Here is a 20,196-nt window from a genome sequence, read left to right as displayed (position 1 = left end):
CAATAAATTGGTCGCTTAAATGCGGTCATTTGGACAACTGGGTTGAAAATCGCCGCTCCCGCTCAAGCCCATTACAGCGGGCTTCCAGTTCCTGAATCCGGCGTTGTTCTGGCGTTAAGGCTCTGCCCTTAGGCGTGATGCCTTCACGTTAGTTTTCCAGTTGTTTAAACCAGCGCCTTAACACATTCTCTGCAACGCCAATGGACGTACCGGCCTGTGCGATACTGTAACCCTGATCCAGCACCAGGCTGGCTGATTCCTGTTTGAACTCGGGAGAAAAAGAACGACGCTTTTTGGTCATCAGACACCTCGTTTATGGTGGCCACTTTACCACCTACGTTGGTGTCCCGAATCATTGAACCACTACAACCAGATCTTAGCGACTTCGATAAAAAACTATAAAATACGTAAATTGGACTTCCACTTATTACCGGCTATTTAAATCGCTCAGCATTGAAACAAATTAATGATCACACAATAAATGCTTATAGAGTTTCCCCTTCAAAACAAAAGGGAGAAAAACCGTTATGACTCTCAAAATTCGCCGAGAGGCTCAACGGACGTCCCCCCAGCGCTTCGTCAATGAGCCTCTTAAATTGCTCATAATCCCCATTTTTGAACAGGACGGTTCCAGGATACCGTTTACATACATCTGACGCTATACTAACAGCGCCCATATTTAACGCGTCGGCTACAGCTATTCCAAAGCTATCTCTACTTGTTGGCCGTAAATAATAATCTGACGACGCTAATGCTGTCATAAAATCAAAGCTTGGAGTGTCCCAATGAAAAAAAACATTAACGGGTAGTTCCATATTAAGAAATTGTTCTTTTTTATCTCCATCTCCGTACATAAAAATATGCAAAAAGGCATCATTTCGACCACCAATTGCCTTAATACACCAATCGTGGTTGTAGATCGACGAGGGATATCCTGAAGCAATAAAAACAAGATGTTTTTTATTCGTGTGGACCAAAGAAGACTTTCCATGACAAAAATCATCTTCTACCGGAGGAAGATAAGTGCTTCGCAAAAAAATCACCCTGTCATCGATACCAATTTTTTCATAAAAAACTTTTTGCGTGGGGGTAATTGCATAAACCCTGTCTAATTTTCCAGACAATAAACGAAAAAAATAGAGCGTTAAAAAATTACAACAAAGCTCACCGTGATGCAATACAACATAAAATTTGTTACCCCTCTTAGGTAATAACAAAACTAAAAAAAGACCTTTGGGAGAAGAAAAATTAAAAAAAATCTTCTTCTTAGAAAAGAAATATATAAAAAAATAATAAAGATAAAAACTTTTTCGCCCATTAACCTGCGAAAACTTCCCCCTAAAACTTTTCGGAATATCCTTTTTTTTGGACGGATAAAGGTCCACAACCTCCCCTGTCATGTTGTTTGAAGCGAGCCTATAAATGAAGTTAGTAACGCCACCTATTGGCTCCGGAATTCCACCGACCACTACATCGACAAAGTTCAAAATCAGGCCCTTCCAGTTATTTATAAAACTACACACGATTCGATATAACGCTTACTTTAAAAATCGAAGAAATTTATCCCCTTAACTAAAAACAATTTAGTGCTCGCAGTTTAGAAAATTAGTAACCTGTTTTTTAAGATAAATCACAAACTTATCTTATATTTATATAATTTAATCTAAACGACTTACAATAGAAAAAATAAATGACACTGCACCAGCCCTTAACAAAACCAGACGATAAGCTTTTATCTATCTATGTGCGTCGGGCTCTGATCCATTGAAAAATTACGATTCTCATATATCGCAAAAATAGACCCTACAATCATTCCGACATAAAAATTGGTGATATTTATTTGTATCAACATTCCAAATACAAGAAAAAACAAAATTGTTTTTAGTAATGGATTTTTAGCACTAGAATCTTTAACTACATACAGCCAAATCCAAAATATCAAAAAGGAGCCAAATCCGAAAAACGAAAAGATATCTATAAATTCGTTATGAAAAGATCCATCCAGAACTGATTGTCTATAATCATTCCCTACCGGATAAAAAACGTCGATTATTGTGATGCTTTCAAGATAATGCTTCCAATGATTGGTTCGGGTAACCATGGAACTTTCTTCAAACCACTGATGTAGAGCACCAATCCAGGTAAGCGAAACAACAATTGTAAAACTAGTTCCAGAAATAACTAAAGAGCTCAAAGGAACTAGTTTAAAAAATGTGTAAACTAAAGGTGACGCTAATGCGCATGCGAAAAAATATCTCGATGTAGAAAAATGTATTTCGATAAGTGCAACTATTAGAATTACACATGAAATTAATATTTTTTCTCTTTTAAACAAATTATCAATCGCAAGCAATAAGACTACCAGCGGCAAAAAGGAAAAATAGTCGTAATAATTGTATATTCTTATTTCTTCTATAATAAATATTGAACTTGGATTTCCATACCACAAAGAACTAATTAATTTCACTACAACAATTGCAGACAGTCCTAGGAAAACATTCACTCTTAGTTTATCTATATTCACAGATTTTTGCTGCGCTCTTAGTCGTATACAGTAGTACGTGAATACTGGAATCAGAGAACCTATAGACAATGCAGCCGACCGCACACCTCCATCAAAGATATTTAAGGAAGCCATAAACATAATGCCAAAACTAAATGCGAGTATTTTTTTTGGTATAATATTTATCCTAAATACAAAAATAAGGAGAAATAGCAATCCAATTGGAATTGCAGGCATACCGTACCTATTAAAAGGATCGCTATCAAAACGGAATTGACCAGAAAGATCAACTGTTACAAACAAAGGAACTGCAACTATCACCGGGATCCAAGCCCATAAAAAAACTTTACGCCGACGATTTAACTTTAACATACATCTGAATTCACTATATCGCTAATATTTTACAGGCCGTTTACGGCTCTACACGTGAGGTTTTGCATTATTTTTTGGCACATTTTCAACTATTCAGGCCGAATTGGAGCCTGCCGAGAAAATCCCTGCAAGAATCTTCGCCGTCTAGCAAGCTCTGAAGTCAACAATTAACTGGTACTTTTGGCTAGGCCCTAATAGCAGATCTTTCTGAGGCCAAGGAACAGTTTGATGTACTGGAATAGATTTTCAAGCTTGGTACTGGTACTGGTACTGGTACTGGTACTGGCTTTGAGTTTCGGCTCTAAATTTAAATTCGTCCCGATCCTTGCTAGTGTCGGGCGTCGGCTTTTTACGAACAATGATGAGCTTATCTGTAGTATATGTCTCCATCATGCCTTTGACGCCCAATATATCCAGAAATTTTACACGCTCGTTGCCGCTTCCATAAAGCAGAAATCAAGGCAGGATACGGTGAACGTTAGCGAATATTGCGTCGATGCTACAAAAACTGCCAAGCGTGTCGTCAACGCTATTGTGAATTTCGGAATACACACTGCTTCCTTTTTTGGTATTCAAGGAAGTGATCAAAAATGAAAATGGTGATTTCATACGGTAAGTAGCCCAATTGCAGTCGAGCGAGTTGCGACAAAGTTCGACGATGGCCTGCAGGATTTTTCTATGGCAACGCGGCTGGGTAATGTACCCGTAATAGTAATAGGACGCCTTCTACTTAGTCTTAGTCACGTTCAATAACTCCATAACAATTTCATCGACAGCTTTATAAACATCTTTTTTTGCCCTAGCTACCGCTGAATTAATATTAAAACTTCGATAAACATCAAAAGATATCCGACCAGGGTCTCCAACCATAAACTCTTCTAAAATATCCTTATTCCTGCAAAACATTTCAAACATCCCTCTCACTTTTGGATCCCACGCGAAGCCGATACTTGGAATTCCATAAGACAGAGCAAAGATAAGGCTATGCATCCTGCATCCAATAAAATACGCAACGTCGGCGTAAGAGTCAGCAATACCAGTTGGTTCGCCCGGTACGTTTATAACCTTCACTGTCAATCCTGACTGAATTGATTGGACCAAGTCTTTAAATTTTAATGATTCAAGTGCGTCGTGTGGATATGCGGTACAGATGACCTTGATGCCGAGAAGATTGTCGCGAGCAAGCTTCGCTACGGAATGTGCCAATTCAACAAAATCGTCATGATTGAGAAAACCGTAAATTATATTAACGCCAAGATATTGTCCTTTATTTTTTTTGACAGGAGGCGCAATATCGGATATCACAAAAGCAGGATCTATTACTACTTGAGCTTTTTTAAAATCAGGTGGAAAATATTCAAGAGACACTTTATCTCTTAAATATAATTTATCGCAGTTTTTGGCTAACCCATTAATAATTTTCTTCGAATCATATGGAAGGGGACCAGCACCTGCACCGAAAATTATTATAGGCTTATTAAGGTTTTTAGAGAATGATAGCAACCGATAACCATAATCGCTTCCCATCTTAGTCATCACAATATTACCACCACCAAAAATCAATGCGTCGTACGATTCCAGCTTACTTCTAAGCTTCTTTCTATCTCCGGATAGAACAAAAATTAATTTCTTTAATACATAGAAAAATATTGGGAAATTGTATTGGAGAAATGTTGATATGGCAATCCGATTATTTTTCACTCCACGGCCTGGGGTGTATGAAAACGGAACTCTAAACAAAAGATCTTCGCTCGTCACTCCAACTTTTTTATTAGAAAATAGGTATTCTATGCATTTCGAAATTGCCACGTCCCCTGAATTATTTCCGTATATTGGAGATAGCTTTAATAATTTTATATTTTTCAAATCTTATCTCCAGAAGAAATATAGAAAGTTATGAGAATTAAAAAAATACACAGGAAAGCATTTAATACCGAGGTAATATAGACGAATTCTATTTCACTTAATCCAAAAGCAATCGATACGAAAATAAAGAGAAACCTAGAAGTAAGGTTAACTGCTTCATAGCACATGTGATATTTTGGGATTCCAGTTACATTAAGCAACGAAACGCTTGGGACGTAAAAAACAGTAAAAGCTAGCCAAATCGATATAGGTAGTACAAAATCCTCAACCCCTACCCACTCAGGCCCCAATCCTATCTCTATTAAAAATCCGGAAATTAAATTGATTCCAGAAAAAACTGCTAACGATAGAATCCCCAAAAAAAAAGTAAGATTTTTCGCAACGTTTAGTGCCTGCTTATACGAAGATAGGCTCAACTCTCTAAGTAAAACTTGTTTCGCGGAGTTCCCCACTAGCCGAACAGGTATTACCAGCAGTTTTTGACAGAATGCAAAAAGACCAGCTGATTCTTTGCCACCAATATGATCAACACCAACAATCATCACATTCAAGGATACTGCATTTAGTACCGACTGGATAACATTTGGCTGCCACTTTTGTTTTTCAATTCTCATCACTGTCCAATAACCCATTGGAGAGGTTTCTTTTTTTGTAGTGATGATATCTTTCGGACAGAAAACAAGGAAAATAAGAAAAGAAGATATAAAAAACGAAAATATATACCCCAGGACTAACCCATGCCAATCGAACCCAATAACCCCCAAGGTAATCTGCATTGCTAACGCAAGAAGTGCTTGGACAGCAATCAGAAATCCGAACTTCAAAGCCTGCCCATGGAAAAGAATTATGGAGCCGACTAAAGTAAATATTCCAAACGATGACACACAGAGAACCACTAGAAGAAATAAATTTAGTTTACTCAGACTTAACTCTAAGAAAATTATAGACAAAGAGCCGCCAACGACTGAAACCAATGCTATATTTACTAGCGCTACAAACGAGTATTGTCTCGCTTTAGATACGTCGGTTAATGTCGGTATTATTAAATCTAACTTCAACAAAGATGACGAAGCGAAGATAGCTGAATAAAATATCAGCATTGAGTATTCGCCGTAATCAGAAGGAGCGTAAATTTGCGTTATTATTGGATATGAAGCTGCATTTATTAAAACGGAAATTAGGCTTCCACTCGATAGAGCTCCGATTTTCTTGATGATTCGACTAAGCATTTAATTTATTTCATACTTTTCATATATAGACTTCAAGAGTAGATCTTCAGTAGTTAGCTTCAAACTTTTGACGTGCCCGAGATAGAGTTGCTTAACGTCCAATTTTCCGTAGAATTATGTATTAGGTTGAAAAAACTTTTAAGCGCGATTTCGGTATGACCCTCACCTCTGTTATTTTTTTGCCCGCTTTTTGCCTTTTTGGCTGAACCGGGAGAACCTACTGCGGCAGGTATTGTTCACCTATCACAAGCTGCTGAATCCCTTCAGCACTATTCAGAGCCCCCTAGCTGAATGCCCCGCAGATCGCTTGCGAACTTTCTTCGGGATTTCTCACTTGCTGAGCTTCAAGTTGGCGGAGCTTCTCACCGGCCAGCTTGGCAAAGGCGTTTAACGCCAGCCTGCAGGTCCTTTTGATCTCCTCGCGGACGGTCGCGCTCCGGTAGAGTCAATGGTTTTGGCTTGTGCGATTATCGAAATGTCTTTGATCACCAATCTGTCCCGGCTTCAAACGCTTTGATCTGAAACCGCGATGAAAGGAGAGGAGTCCGTCATCCTAAGAAGGCGGGACGTGCTTCACTTTCGAAACCAAAAAAAGGGTCTGTTCACCAATATATAGCAAGGAGGGGCTTTAGATTTCCAGCAACTTAACCTATATCCGGTCCCCCGGCCCTATACCTCTTCCCGTTTGCCATTTACGTTGGAAGGACTAGCTTCGGCGATGATGCGCAGGAAATTGTCTGTAGTAGAGGGGTAGCCCACTTTAGGGACTATTTGTCGGTACCTTCACCAAGCTGCTCTCTGACGAGCATTACAAATTCGGCGACAAAGGCGAGAAATACTCCAAGCATACCTCCCAGAACCGCTGCCAAAACCACCACCAAGCTTCGGCTAGTGCCTGTGCGTTCAGCACTTTCCCTGCTGACAGCGAGCGTTTCTCCAGGGTTCAGGCCTTCCAGCTTGCCCTCCAGATCAACTCGTTTTTCATAAGCGTCCGCAATAGCGGAACCGGTATCTTCGCCACCCTGCAATGACTCTACTGCACGGTCTATGGCCTCGATCCGGTTCTCCAGACTCTTTTTATCCCTCGTCAGCAGCGATTGCTGCCGCTCTTTTACCTGATTGATCAGCTTTTTGTGGGTTTCCTCCACCAACGTTGCGTTTTCCTGCGATGCTTCCGAAGCCATGCGGATTAAGCCAGTGTTCTCCGGGTTGGAAAAGTTGATCTCAAACGGTAGCTTTTCCTCTTCCATCTCGCGATGAGTGGCCTGAACTTCAGGAAACCAGCGGTTTTGCAATGTGGCAATAGTTGTTGCTGGTGCCACTACTGTTTTACCTGATTCCACTTCAGCCATCTGATAAAGACTTACGTATTCGTATTTCCCCGGCATCAACAAGGCATAGGCGAGCCCCACCAGAGTTGTCACGAGAAAAACCACGTAAAAAACGCGCCGGCGGCGGATAAAAGTCGCCGCCAGGTCAACCAAACTGATTTCGTCGTCGTAATAGGGTCTTTGTTCTGGAACGTTGTTCATTGTTTGGGAATCCGCTTATTGCCTATCTTGTTGGTTCGGGCACGCTACCGCCCCACCGGCCATGCTCAGCGTATCAGGCGTGCGACCAGCGAAGGTGACAGGCTGGTGTTTGTTGGTCTCGTATTCAAAGCGCGGATTTTACGGGAAATGCGGCCGTTTTTCAGTTACTCGTTGTTAGGATTGCCGGTCTTTTTAATAAAGGCCCGCACAAAAACGATGAAAACCGCCAGCATGCCGCCCAGCAGGGTGCCCACTATGACAATCAGCGCCCGCTTTGGTTCGCTCTTCTCCTGAGGGGCGACGGCGGGGTCAACGGTTTTGAAAACGTATTCTTTTTGCGCGTTGGCCAGCATCACGGTGCGGGTTTCCTGCTCGATGAGCTGGTAGAACACCTGCTGCATGCCGGATACGTTGGTTTCTTCCAGCTTTTCTTCCAGGTAGCCAATGCTGCGTTCGGCGCTTGCGACATCCTGGGCCCGCATGTGTTCGTTGATGTCACGAACCAGCAGCGCCACCCAGTCGCGGGCGGCGGAAGGTGACTGGCTGCTGAAACTGATGGTGAGCATGCCGGTGTCGGCGGATTGGTTTACCCGTAGGTTGGCGCGAAAGGCCTTGACCAGATCCCAGTCTGTTGGCTTTCGGCTTTCTCCCGTGGCTTCATCCGCCTGCCATTCGCCGGTGGCTGGATTGTAGATATCTTGATCGATCACCCAGCTGTTGTTGCGCTTATCCCAGCTTTCCGTGGCCATCAGGGCGACGGCCAGGCCGTGGCGCTGAATGAATTTCGTCAGAAAAATGCGGGACTGGAGCACTTCTTTGGCGATTACGGTTTTGCTGGCACTGCCGCCACCCAGGTTAATGCCCGCCATGCTCGCCAGGCCACCGAACTGGCCAGCCAGTTTGCCCAGGTTGCCGCCGTCTTCACCGGTGGCGGGTGCCAGGGTGGCATTCGCGGTGTAAATATCCGGTTTGGCCAGGGCGTAAGCGATGCTGCCCAGCGCAAACAACAGGCTGATGGCGATAATCCACCACTTGCCGTGCCAGACTACGGCGAACAGTTCCCGCAGGTCGATTTCATCGTCCAGGTGGTCGTATCGATAGGGTTGCGGGCCTGGCTGCAAGGGCGTTAAAGGCTGGTTCATTACATCTACTCCTTACAGGTTGCCGACAACGGCGGCACCCAGGGCCATTTGATAAACGATCTGGCTGACGTTGGTCCACAACTCCAGCTGGTTCAGGCGGTCTACGTCGATGGGCACGATAATGGTGTCGCCGGGTTGCAATTGCTGGCTGCGGCCGCCGAACCACCGGCTTTTCTCGGGCAGCATTACGGAGCCGTCGGCTTTTACCACGTAGACGCGGTCATCATCCGCTTGTCGTGTTGGGCCGCCGCTGCGCTCGAGGTAGTCGTCCACCGCCAGCCCTCTGGTGTGAAGGTGGCTGGTGGGGAACTGCACTTCCCCGAACACACTGACCGATTGCGGCATGTTGGGTACGGTCAGGGTGTCGCCGTCCTGCAGGCGAATGGCTTGATAGCTCTCGTCGTCCAGCACGGCGGCCAGGTCAATGACCATGCGGCCGAGGGGCCGGGCGCTTTGCACGTCTTTCAGTAACTCTTCCACCTGCTGGGTGCGCTCGGCGTTCTGACCACCGAAGTTGTCGCCTTCCAGCTGAACCCCCAGCAGATCACCCTGAAGGCGTTCCTCCGCTTCCCGCAGGCGTTGCTGTTCCCGTTGGCGGAGTTGCTCGCGGGTGAAGATGGCACCTCTGGGGAAGGCGTTGTCAGTCAGGCCGCCGGCGCGGGTGATGACTTGCCGCAGGGTTTCGTCGCTGCGCAGCGTATATTGGCCGGGGTAGCGCACTTCGCCATCCAGGGTAATGGTTTTGGCCGCCGCAAATTGCGGGATGGATTTGATCAGCAGGCGGTCGCGGCTTTGCAGGGTTATGCTTTCTTCCCCGGTCAGGATCGCCTGCAGGTTGATCTGTTTGATGTCGGTTTGGCCGGTGCCTTGCTCGCCTGTACTGAAACGGGCCAGCTCGGCGGTGTAGAGCGATGCGGAATCTTTCAGGCCGCCGGCGACGTAGATGGCGTCGGCCACCTTACCGGATTCCGGCAATGGGTATTCGCCGGGGTAACGCACCGGGCCGGTGATCCGGATGGTCTGTTCCGGGGCACCCGGTTGGGCCTGGGCCTTCAGGCGGTGGAGCACGGGGGCGAACAGAGATTCGCGGCTGAAGCGGTTGTCATCCCCACCGCTGGCCTTCAGTTTGCCCTGGTCTGTGAAAATCAGCAGCTGGTCTTTCTCGGCCAGGCGGACATCGTCGGCACTGCCCGGGTTACTGAGCGCGTCGCGGATGCGCAGGTTGATCACGGAAACCGCGTCGGTGTCTGGGTCGGTTCGCACTATGGCGGCGTAGCGTTTGTCCGCCACTGGCAGCAGGTCGTTATCCAGTGAGCGGACAACCGAACTCACGCGCATACCCGGCACCCACGCCAGGCGGCCGGGGCGGGTGGCTGCGCCTTTGACCTCGACATACTGGCCGGTGATTTCTGACACAGAGGCCACGGTGATCCGGTCGCCGGACTGAATGCGGGCGCTCTGGCCCTGGGGCTTGGTGAGGTCGGCTTCGGCGAGTATTCGCAGGTATTCCTCATTGGTACGTTCGATGCGCGTGAGCTTGGGGTAGGCCTGGGGCGTCAGGCCGCCGGCGAGTTGAATCAGCTCCTGCAGTGTGGATTCGTTCTTCAGCTCGTACAGGGCCGGGCGATGGACTTCGCCTTCCACGCCCGCGCGCTTTCCCACCGGCGGTATGAAGATCACGTCGCCCGGCTGCAGGCGGTTATCCTTGGAGCTGTCGCCTTTCAGTAGCAGATCGTACAAATCCAGTTGCCCTACGACTTTGCCGTTGCGCTTGTGCTCGACCGTTCGCAGGGAGCCGGTGCGCTTGATGCCACCGGATACGTACAAGGCGTTGGTGATGGTGGACAGGGAGCTGACGGTGTAAGAGCCAGGGTTGCGGGCCTCGCCCAGAACGAACACTCGCATGCTGCGCAGCTCTCCGAGGGTAACGCTGGCCTGTACGCCGATGTACTGCTCGGACACCAGTTTGCGAAGCTGGCGACGGGCTTCGGTAAAGGTCAGGCCGGCAAGGGTTTGCGGACCGGACTGCGGAAAGCTGATGCTGCCATCGCGGCCAATAGGCAGTTCCAGTTGCTGATTCTCTTTCCCCCACAGCTGAACGTGCAACACGTCGCCAGGGCCGAGCGTGTATTCCGACGGCACGGGAATTTCAGTGACCGGCGCGAAGGTGGTGGCGCTGCCGGCGAACAGGTCATAACCGAAGGGCTTCAGCTCGCCGGCTGGGCCGTTCGCGTCCTTGTCTTCGTTTTGCGGCCGCAGTTCTTCGCGCTCTTCATTCGAAATACGGCTGACCGGCTCGACCACCTGAACATTGCGCGGCCGCTGGCGCTGCTGCCCGCCGGATTGAATATCGTCGAGATCAACGCCGTATTGTTTGGCGAGGGCCTGCTGCTGGGACTGAGGCAGGCTTTTGAACTGGTCGATCTGGGACTGGCTGATGTCTTGCGCCTTGGCGACCAAAGGAGCCATCAATGCCAGGACGACTAAAAGCGATTTCAGGTTCACGGGTATGGAGTCCGGTAGTTAGGTGGTGTTTAGAAACGGTAACGCCAGGTCGCACCAAGAGAGAACGGATCTCTGGTGCCGCCGAGGAGCTGAATGTCTTTGTCGGTGACCTGGAGGTTCACATCGAGCCAGCCATTGAACAGTTCGGTGCCGTACCCGAGGGTGCTGATGGCCACCTTCTGGCTGCCCCGGGGTACGTGGTAAAAAATATCGTCGCTGGTGACAACGGTGCGATTCGCGCCATCCACGTTGAGTTCGGCGTAGCTGACGGTGGCGGTCAGGTTGCTGCCGCCACTGAAGAAGTTGAATGCGCCCAGGGTTATGGCTTCGGCGTCGCCACCGAAGGAGGCCGCCATGCTGCGGCCGTAATAGCGGTAACCGCTGCGATAGATGGAGTGGTCGTAGGTGATGTTGGGCATGGCGTCGCCCAGGAAGTCATCGGCGAGGGTGTTGGTGTATTCGACGAACCATTGCTGGTGGTGCGCGGCCAGCTGGCTTGTCCAGTCCAAACCGAGCAACCAGGATTTGCGGGCGGGGAAGGCACCGGCTTCGTCTTCGCCCATCATCTGGCCGTAGATCCCCATTGATTGAGCGCCCACAGCAAAACCGTAACGCACATCGACACTGCCGAGCTGATTTCCGGGGTCGTCTTCGCCCAGTTGGCCATTGTCCCGACCGATGAAGGCGTTCCAGAGCGTGGAGCCGTTCTCTGGCCGCCCTTCCCCGCCAAGCATGATGGCGCGGGACAGACCGATATCAAGGCCGTCCACCGGGCGGAAGGTGAGGCGCATGCCAATGAGCTTGGTGTCTGCAACGGCCCGCTCTTGTTCCAGCTGCCCGGCGAACACCGAAAACTGCCAGGGCCCCACCCAGCGCAGCCAGTCGCTTTCTGGTGCGTGGGCGTCTTGGCGGTTCAGCCATACGGAAGGGATGGGCCGGGCGTTGTTGGACAGGATCAGGCTGGACTGCCAGCCCGGCCCCCACCAACGGTTGATAGCACCAGCACCAAACACCCAGTTACCGGTGGTGGCGGCGATGTAGGAGCCATCAAGGCGGTAGCTTTCATCGTCTTCCGGATCAGCCGCCACACTCGGGTTCAGCCCCAGCGCCCAGGCCGTACCCTGCCATTGCGCGTTCAGGCTTGCGGTGCCACTTTCCCGCTGGGTTTGCTGGAAGCCGCGAACGAAGGTGGGCTCGGTGGTTCCGGCCGCTGCAAACTCGGCCCGGAAGCCGGGTGATGCCTGCTCACTTTGCTCAAAGCGCAAGTAGGCCAGCGCCCCGCCCACGGACTCGGAATCGCCGGCAACGGTTCCCCGAACGCCATTTTCGAAGTCGGCCCACATCATGGGCCAGGAGGTAACGCTGCGGTCCAGATGGTGGCGATCAGCCAGTTTTTGTGCGGCGTGCCGAGCACGAAGGTCACCCGGCTCAAGCCAGGGGGCTGCCTGTAGCACTGACGTATGCAAAGACGCAATCAGGCACGCTACCGCCCCACCTACCAGAGTTGAGTGTTTTGAGGTCATCGGATGATTGGCTGTCAAGTGATTGAAAATTCGTTAGCAAAGTGTGACGGGAGACTTACTTGACTTAGTCTGACACGCAAGTGCTCTAATCCCTGATTGCAGATACCGGCACTTTTACTCTCTGGGCTTTCTGCATAAAACTGATCAACACTATGGCCCGCTCTTCCCCATCGTAGGCCTGGAATATGGCACTCAGGCCCTGAAATGGCCCTTCGCTCAGCTCCACTGCCTGGCCAGGTTTGATGCCGCCCTGCTCTGCCACGGCATCCAGGCTTTGTTTGATGTGCTGAATTACGTCATCGGCGATGGCTGCCGGTTTGCCGGCGAAGCCCACAACTCGGATGACCCCACGGGTAGAACGTAATTTGGACCACATTGGATCCGTTTGTTCCAGATTTATGAACAGGTATCCGGGGAATAGCGGTTCGAGCTTTTTGGTGCGTTTGCCTGCGGTGATTTTTTCCACGGTGATTTTGGGGTAGAAGCAGGCGATGTCCTGGTTTTGCAGGTGCTGCAGGGCTCGGTCACCCTGGGTGGGCTTGTGTTGTAGTGCGTACCATGCCATAGGGGTTCGTTCGGTCCGTCGAGTTGCCGGTATTAATGTGGCGAGTGTAACACTTTTCGGTTTTTTGGCGGAGCCTCCAGGGGGTGGGGTTGTCGGATTACGCCTTTGGCTAATCCGACCTACGGGGGATTGGGGGGGCTAGAACGTCCATACTGTTGGGATGATGGCTACCGCCACCGCGCCCACCACCACGCTCAGTGGCGTGCCGATACGCACGTAATCCAGGAACTGGTATCGGCCGGGGCCGTAGACCATCAGGTTGGTCTGGTAGCCCAAGGGGGTAATGAAGGAGGCGGAGGCACCGATCATTACGGCGATGGCGAAGGGGATGAAGTTCACTCCCAGTTGTTCAGACACGGCCAGCGCGATGGGAAACATCAGCACGGCGGCGGCGTTGTTGGTGATGACTTCGGTGAACGCGGCGGTGAGGATGTAGACGATGGCCAGGGCGACCCAGGGGGTCAGTGGCCCGAAGCCGAGCAGGCCGCCGGCGATCCATTGCGCGGCCCCGGTTTCGGTCATGGCGTTGCCGAGGGCGAAGGAGGCTCCAATCACCACCAGCACCGGTAAATCCAGGCTGCGGCGGGCACGGCTGGCGGTGAGGCAGCCTGTAACGATCATGGCGCCGGCGGCCAGCAAGGCGGCTTCCAGTATGCTGAGCAGGCCGCTGGCGCTGAGCAGTACCATGACCGCCAGTATGCCGAGGGCGCGGGGCGCTTTGTGAAAATCCGGCGGGGTGGAGTCGTTCAGGGCACTGACCAGTAGAAAGTCCCGGCGAAAGCGGTATTGCTCGACAAACTGGTGGCTGGCTTCCAGCAGCAGGGTGTCGCCCATGCGATAGGTAATGTCGCCCAGCTTGCCGGGCACGCGTTTGCCCTCGCGGGAAACGGAAAGAATGACGGCGTTAAAACGGGTGCGGAAGCGGCTGTCGCGAATGGTTTTGCCCAGGGCGGGAAATTCCGGGCCCAGCACCACTTCCACCAGGCAACGCTGGTGGTTCTGAACTTCCAGCTTATGCACGCTGCCACTGGCGGGTTTCAGGCCCTGGATGCGGCGCAGTTCGCTGGCGCATTCGGGCGCGCCGACAAAGTAGAGCTTGTCGCCGGCTTGTAGGGTGCGGTCCGGCTCTACGGCGGTGATCAGCCGGCCGGCACGGTCTATTTCGGTCAGGTAGCCGTATTGCAGCGCCCGCAGGCCGGCCGCGACAATGGTTTTGCCAATCAGCGGGCCAGCGCTTTCCACTTCCACTTCCACACCGTATTGGCGTACCTGTTCGAGTTCTTCGGTGACGCCGCCCCGGTCCGGTAACAGGCGCGGGGCCAACAGCACCAGAAAGCCGCCGCCGGCGATGAGAATGGGCACGCCCACCCAGGCCAGTTCGAACAGGCCGAGATGGATGTCCAGCCGGCTTTGCAGCATGCCGTTGACGACCAGGTTGGTGCTGGTGCCGATGAGCGTGCAGGTGCCGCCGAGAATAGCGGCGTAGCTCAAAGGCAATAACAACCGGGAGGCGGAAATGCCGAGCCGTTGCGCCCAGGACTGCACGGCGGGGATAAACATGGCCACTACGGCGGTGTTGTTCATAAAGGCGCTGAGCACGCCGGTGGGCACGATCATCCGCAGCTGCGCGCCGCGCTCGGTATTGGGGTGGCCAAGCAGCAGGCGGGCTATCCACTCTACCGCGCCGGTTTCTTTCAGGCCGGCAGCGACTACGTAGAGGGTGGCAATGGTGATCACGCCCGGGTTGCCAAAGCCCGCCAGGGCTTCGCTGGGGCCGAGGATGCCGGTGATCAACAGAAACGCCAGCGCGGCCATCAATACCAGGTCCGCCGCCACGCGGGTCATGGCGAGAGCGGTCAGTACCGAGAACAGGGTAAGCAGTGTGACAATGCCTTGCCATTCCATGGTTGATGGGGCTCCGTTTCAGGCCGTTACTGGGTGATCAGGCCGCGTTCCAGCAGGTAGGCCATTAACTGACCCACACATTGGTCCACACTCATCACCGCCGTATCCAGCCGTAGTTCTGGGCGCTCGGGGGTTTCGTAGGGGGAATCGATGCCGGTGAAATTGGTAATCGTGCCTTCCCGGGCTTTCTGGTAAAGGCCTTTGGGATCGCGGCTTTCGCAGGCTTCCAGCGGCGTATCCATGAACACTTCAATGAATTCGCCGGCGGGGAGCAGGTTGCGCACCAGCAGGCGGTCGCTGTTGAAGGGAGAGATAAAGGCGCTGAGTACGATCAGGCCGGCGTCGGTGAACAGTTTGCTGACTTCGCCAATGCGGCGGATGTTCTCTACGCGGTCGTCGTCGGTAAAACCGAGGTCTTTGCACAGGCCGTGGCGTACGTTGTCACCGTCCAGCAGAAAGGTGTGGTAACCCCGGTTATGCAAAGCCAAATCCAGCGCGTTGGCGATGGTGGATTTGCCCGAACCGCTCAGGCCGGTGAACCAGAGCAAGCAGGGTTTCTGATGCTTGTTAACGGTGCGTTCGGCGCGGGTGATTTTGTGGTCGTGCCACACGATATTGTCAGGCAAAGCTTTTTCCTTTGAATCCGCAGGGTGGTTGTTCTGTTATTTTCCAAAGGCAATGAAGTACGGGTTCAGTACGTCTTCCTTGCCATAGTGTAGTGGTTTTCCCTCCAGTGTCTCCACTTTCCCGCCGGCGGCGGCCAGAACGGCGTGGGCAGCGGCGGTGTCCCATTCGCAGGTGGGACCCAGGCGCGGGTACACGTCTGCCTTGCCTTCGGCGATGCGGCAGAATTTCAGCGAGCTGCCGGCCTGCACCAGTTCGTGTTCGCCCAGCTTTTCGATGAAGCTTCGAGTGCCTTCGTTGAGGTGGTTCTTGCTGGCCACTACGCGCTGTGCCGGTCCGGGGTCTGCCGTGTGGATTGGGTGGACCTGGCCGCTGCCGTTGCGCTTGAAGGCACCCTCGCCTTTCGCGCCCCAGAAGGCTTCGTTCAGCGCAGGTGCGGTGACCACGCCCAGCACCGGTTCGCCGTTTTCAATCAGCGCGATGTTGACAGTGAACTCGCCGGAGCGCTGGGTGAATTCCCGGGTACCGTCGATGGGATCAATCAGCCAGAAGCGTTGCCAGTGCTTGCGCTGGTCCCAGGGGGCGTTGGCTTCTTCTTCGGAGAGTACGGGGATATCCGGCGTTAGCTGTTGCAATCCATCCACGATGACGTCGTGGCTGGCCACATCGGCGGCGGTGATGGGGGATTCGTCTTTTTTGTAGTTGACCTTGAAATCCGTCTGGTAGATTTCCATGACGCGTTCGCCGGCGGCATCGGCGATTTTGAGGACTTCCGGGAGGATGGTGCCGTGGTTCATTGGTAACGCTCTGCTTATGGGTTTTGCGGTAGTTTAAAACAGTGCCAGCCGTTTTACATGATTTCGCACGCCTTGAGTATCGGCTCGCTGACCTTTGGCGGAAAGCCGGATGGCAGAGATAGTAGGCCGCCTGATCGCCGGTGACGAGCACCCGCTGAAGATTTGGTAAAGCAGTAGGGGCTGGGGAATTGCACCGAGCGGCTCCGCCGGAACACCTCAGCGAAGACTCACCACATTGTTCTTAAACCACTCATAGGTGGCACTCAGGCCCTCGTCTAGCGAGATACTAGCCGTCCAGCCCAACGAGCTCAACTTGGAAACATCCATTAGCTTCCGCATCGCACCATCTGGCTTGCAGGAATCAAACACCAGCTTGCCTTTAAACCCTGTAACCTTGGCGACTGATTCCGCCAGCTCTCTAATAGAGCAGTCTTTACCCGTTCCAACATTAATGTGAGAAAGCATGGGTTGAGTACTGTCCGCATAAATCTTTGCATCCAACTCCATGACGTGCACGCAGGCTGCTGCCATATCATCTACATGCAGAAACTCTCTCATAGGTTTCCCGCTGCCCCAGATTATCACCTCTTCGTCACCAGCCCGAGCCCCTTCATGGAACCGGCGAATTAATGCAGGGATTACATGACTGTTTTCCGGATGGAAGTTGTCATTGGGCCCATAGAGATTTGTCGGCATTACGCTACGATAATCCCGTCCGTGCTGACGGTTGTAACTTTCGCAAAGCTTGACACCAGCAATCTTGGCGATGGCATAGGGCTCGTTGGTAGGCTCCAGAAGCCCCGTCAGCAAGGCACTTTCCGTCATTGGCTGTTCAGTCATTTTCGGATAAATGCATGACGAACCGAGGAACAACAGTTTTTGGACACCGTTCAGGTGAGCCGCATGAATGACATTGGATTCAATCATCAGGTTTTCATAGACAAAATCCGCTGGAAAGGTATTGTTGGCATAGATGCCCCCAACCTTCGCTGCCGCCAGATACACCTGGTCGATTTTCTGCTCCTCAAAAAACAATTGCACGGCCCTCTGACTGGTCAGGTCGAGCTCTTTTCGACTCGCCGTAATCAGGGTAACCTTTGGATGTTTTTCTAACTCGCGGAGTATGGCCGAGCCCACCATTCCGTTATGGCCCGCGACGAAGATGCGGGTCTTGCTTACAGGCATATCAGTTCTCAACCGAAACAGGAATTTCATACCCATGGTTTTTCAGAAGCGCATGGCGTTGTGCAGTTTTCAGATCTTCGGCCATCATCTGCGAGCACATTTCTTCAAGTGTGATTTCTGGTGTCCAGCCAAGTTTTTCATTCGCCCGGGTAGGGTCGCCCAGCAAAGTCTCCACTTCAGTAGGGCGGAAATAGCGAGGGTCTATCCGCATCACTACATCACCTACCTTTAGTGCCGGAGCCTTATCGCCGTCAATAGATTCAATGACTGCGACTTGATCCATGCCCTGCCCCTCGAAGCGCAAGGCAATTCCGAGCTCCTTTGCTGAAAGTTCAATGAACTGCCGAACGGAACACTGCACACCGGTAGCGATAACAAAGTCCTCTGGCTGATTCTGCTGTAGCATCAGCCACTGCATGCGCACGTAGTCTTTGGCATGCCCCCAGTCACGAAGCGCATCGATATTCCCCATATACAGGCAGTTTTCCAGGCCTTGCGCTATGTTGGACAAACCACGAGTGATTTTTCGGGTAACAAAGGTTTCACCTCGTCGCGGAGATTCGTGATTGAACAGCACGCCATTACAAGCATACATGCCATAAGCTTCGCGGTAATTTACAGTAATCCAGTAGGCATAAAGCTTTGCCACTGCGTAAGGTGATCGCGGATAAAATGGCGTGCTTTCTTTTTGAGGCGTTTCCTGGACCAGGCCATACAGCTCTGAAGTAGACGCCTGGTAGAAGCGGGTTTTCTTTTCCAGCCCCAGTAATCGGATGGCCTCGAGCAACCTTAGAGCCCCCATGGCATCCACGTCAGCTGTGTACTCAGGTGCCTCGAACGAAACCGCAACGTGAGACTGTGCACCCAGGTTATACACTTCATCCGGCTGAACCTCCTGAATAATGCGGGTGAGGCTTGAAGAGTCCGTGAGATCACCGTAATGGAGTACAAAGTTCTGGCATTCTACATGGGGATCCTGATAAATGTGATCAACACGTTGGGTATTGAACAAGGAAGCACGGCGCTTGATGCCGTGAACTTCGTAACCTTTTTCAAGAAGGAATTCAGCTAGGTAAGAGCCGTCCTGCCCTGTGACGCCTGTTATTAGAGCTTTTTTCATTCTAAATCCTCAGAGACCAGATCTGAATACAAATCGATGTATTGCCGTGCAATTACTACAGAGTCGAATTTTGTAGATGCAGACTTCGCGGCAGCGTGCGACAGCGACTCATAGTCGCTTTTATTTAAAACCCAATCTACCCCCACCGCCATATCTTCTGGATCAAAAGGCGCAGCTTTATAGCCATCCACCTTGTGCTCTATGATGCCCTTCGGGCCGGTTGCGTCAAAACTCACAACAGGTGTTCCACATGCCAGAGACTCTACCAGAGTTTTACCAAAAGCCTCTTGCACGCTGGGAGCAACAAAGACATCAGCGGCATTGTAAGCAAGACGCATTGAAATATCATCATTAAGATATCCAAACGCTTTGAATTCGAAGCCCGTCCCTTCCAAAAGCGAAATGTCCGGCTTTCCAAAAACACACAAAAATATAGAATGTTTGTCCAAATATCTCAGAGATTCTAAAAACAAATGAAAACCTTTGTAAAAATCTTTAACATTAGTAGATCCTGCAAGTATCACTTTCTTTTCTGTGCAAACCCCCAAAATTTTCCGGGCGATATCTTTTTTCATGGGATAAAACAACGAACAATCAACATTGTTATTAATATAACCAGCTTTATTCCCACGAAAAACAAAACTTTTATTAGCTTGCTCAGCAATCCATTCACTGATCCCTACAGGTTTTATATCACTAAAATATTTTTGTTTTGACTGGGCTATCAACTTCGAAAAATCCCAGCCAAAACCACTATTTAGCTGAGGACACCCACCACAACCTGTCTCATACTTTTTACAATCCAAAGCGTAATGGCACCCTCCGGTCATAGGCCACATATCCCTGATTGACATAACCACCGGCTTGTCAATATTCTTCAATGACCTCGTAGCCACAAGTCCATTCACCCAATGCAGATGAACAACTTCCGCCTCTCTGAAAACCTGCTCACGCTTATAATTAAGACCAAAAAAACCCGTACTAAAAATTCGCCTTTCTCTTTTGGGGAAGATTAACAACAAAACTAAATCCAGACTACTCATAAGTTTTGATACAAATCTTCTTAACTTTGAAACCGACAACGACTTAACAGTTGGATCGCCCAAGTTATCATGATGGTTAGTAATAATGTGAGAATCGATGCCGTGCTTGAGCAAGCCTCTGTGAAGCCAATATGCCCCCCTTGCCGCACCGCCCCTTAAATCCCCAGCCACAAGATGCACAACTCTGATTTTCTTCAATACAACTCCATGCCCTTTATATTGCATTCTCTGATACCAAAACCTTAAATTCAACCACAAATCATAGAGTGGAAATATGGTTATTCC

At 50.6% G+C, this 20,196-nt stretch carries 16 protein-coding genes and 1 pseudogene; 1 reads left to right on the top strand and 16 read right to left on the bottom strand.

What is annotated here, in order from left to right; genetic code table 11:
- Positions 1-52: 52 nt before the first annotated feature.
- The 3 genes and pseudogenes from WD429_RS04220 to WD429_RS04210 form a co-directional block, all read right to left on the bottom strand.
- Positions 53-301: pseudogene (locus WD429_RS04220) on the bottom strand (transposase); the annotation flags it as partial.
- A gap of 184 nt (positions 302-485) precedes the next feature.
- Positions 486-1,487 carry a glycosyltransferase gene (locus tag WD429_RS04215; RefSeq protein WP_368420923.1) on the bottom strand — a complete coding sequence of 334 codons (1,002 nt, stop codon included), beginning with the start codon at positions 1,485-1,487 and terminating at the stop codon, positions 486-488.
- 245 nt (positions 1,488-1,732) lie between these two features.
- The gene (locus WD429_RS04210; protein ID WP_368420922.1) at positions 1,733-2,875 is read right to left on the bottom strand and encodes a hypothetical protein; all 1,143 of its coding nucleotides are present in this window, start codon (positions 2,873-2,875) and stop codon (positions 1,733-1,735) included.
- A gap of 228 nt (positions 2,876-3,103) precedes the next feature.
- On the opposite strand from WD429_RS04210, the gene WD429_RS04205 reads away from it, so the two are divergent.
- Entirely contained in the window at positions 3,104-3,469 is a 366-nt protein-coding gene (locus WD429_RS04205; RefSeq protein ID WP_368420921.1) for a hypothetical protein, read from the top strand.
- 132 nt (positions 3,470-3,601) lie between these two features.
- Here the strand turns inward: WD429_RS04205 and WD429_RS04200 are convergent, their stop codons facing one another.
- From WD429_RS04200 to WD429_RS04140, 13 genes are all read right to left on the bottom strand, one after another.
- On the bottom strand, positions 3,602-4,741 hold the full coding sequence (locus WD429_RS04200) for a polysaccharide pyruvyl transferase family protein (protein ID WP_368420920.1): 1,140 nt from the start codon (positions 4,739-4,741) through the stop codon (positions 3,602-3,604).
- Positions 4,738-5,970 carry a lipopolysaccharide biosynthesis protein gene (locus WD429_RS04195; RefSeq protein WP_368420919.1) on the bottom strand — a complete coding sequence of 411 codons (1,233 nt, stop codon included), beginning with the start codon at positions 5,968-5,970 and terminating at the stop codon, positions 4,738-4,740. Before WD429_RS04195 ends, WD429_RS04200 begins: the two co-directional genes overlap by 4 nt.
- A gap of 767 nt (positions 5,971-6,737) precedes the next feature.
- Positions 6,738-7,502: a Wzz/FepE/Etk N-terminal domain-containing protein gene (locus tag WD429_RS04190; RefSeq protein WP_368420918.1), complete on the bottom strand. Its 765-nt coding sequence runs from the start codon at positions 7,500-7,502 to the stop codon at positions 6,738-6,740.
- 164 nt (positions 7,503-7,666) lie between these two features.
- Complete coding sequence (locus tag WD429_RS04185; RefSeq protein WP_368420917.1) at positions 7,667-8,644, bottom strand: Wzz/FepE/Etk N-terminal domain-containing protein; 978 nt, start codon at positions 8,642-8,644, stop codon at positions 7,667-7,669.
- Positions 8,645-8,656: 12 nt separating this feature from the next.
- Positions 8,657-11,149, bottom strand: a complete 2,493-nt coding sequence (locus tag WD429_RS04180) for an SLBB domain-containing protein (RefSeq protein ID WP_368420916.1) — start codon at positions 11,147-11,149, stop codon at positions 8,657-8,659.
- Positions 11,150-11,178: 29 nt separating this feature from the next.
- Complete coding sequence (locus WD429_RS04175; protein ID WP_368420915.1) at positions 11,179-12,672, bottom strand: capsule assembly Wzi family protein; 1,494 nt, start codon at positions 12,670-12,672, stop codon at positions 11,179-11,181.
- Between the two features lie 85 nt (positions 12,673-12,757).
- On the bottom strand, positions 12,758-13,237 hold the full coding sequence (gene rfaH / locus WD429_RS04170) for a transcription/translation regulatory transformer protein RfaH (RefSeq protein WP_368420914.1): 480 nt from the start codon (positions 13,235-13,237) through the stop codon (positions 12,758-12,760).
- Positions 13,238-13,375: 138 nt separating this feature from the next.
- Positions 13,376-15,142, bottom strand: coding sequence for an SLC13 family permease (locus WD429_RS04165; RefSeq protein ID WP_368420913.1), 1,767 nt, complete (start codon positions 15,140-15,142; stop codon positions 13,376-13,378).
- 26 nt (positions 15,143-15,168) lie between these two features.
- Positions 15,169-15,768 (bottom strand): adenylyl-sulfate kinase, encoded by a 600-nt coding sequence (gene cysC / locus WD429_RS04160; RefSeq protein ID WP_368420912.1) that lies wholly within the window; start codon positions 15,766-15,768, stop codon positions 15,169-15,171.
- Positions 15,769-15,804: 36 nt separating this feature from the next.
- On the bottom strand, positions 15,805-16,563 hold the full coding sequence (cysQ, locus tag WD429_RS04155) for a 3'(2'),5'-bisphosphate nucleotidase CysQ (protein ID WP_368420911.1): 759 nt from the start codon (positions 16,561-16,563) through the stop codon (positions 15,805-15,807).
- A 216-nt stretch (positions 16,564-16,779) separates the two neighbouring features.
- A complete protein-coding gene (locus WD429_RS04150) occupies positions 16,780-17,784 on the bottom strand; it encodes a GDP-L-fucose synthase family protein (RefSeq protein WP_368420910.1) in 1,005 nt (334 codons plus the stop codon).
- Entirely contained in the window at positions 17,750-18,868 is a 1,119-nt protein-coding gene (gene gmd / locus WD429_RS04145) for a GDP-mannose 4,6-dehydratase (RefSeq protein ID WP_368420909.1), read from the bottom strand. Before gmd ends, WD429_RS04150 begins: the two co-directional genes overlap by 35 nt.
- Positions 18,865-20,109, bottom strand: coding sequence for a glycosyltransferase (locus WD429_RS04140; protein WP_368420908.1), 1,245 nt, complete (start codon positions 20,107-20,109; stop codon positions 18,865-18,867). The genes gmd and WD429_RS04140 overlap by 4 nt, the downstream gene beginning before the upstream one ends.
- Between the last annotated feature and the right edge of the window lie 87 nt (positions 20,110-20,196).

The organism is Marinobacter sp., assembly GCF_040904845.1.
Taxonomy (GTDB): Bacteria; Pseudomonadota; Gammaproteobacteria; order Pseudomonadales; family Oleiphilaceae; genus Marinobacter.
Note: the sequence above shows the minus strand (reverse complement) of the source record. Positions and strands in the feature narration are given on the sequence as shown.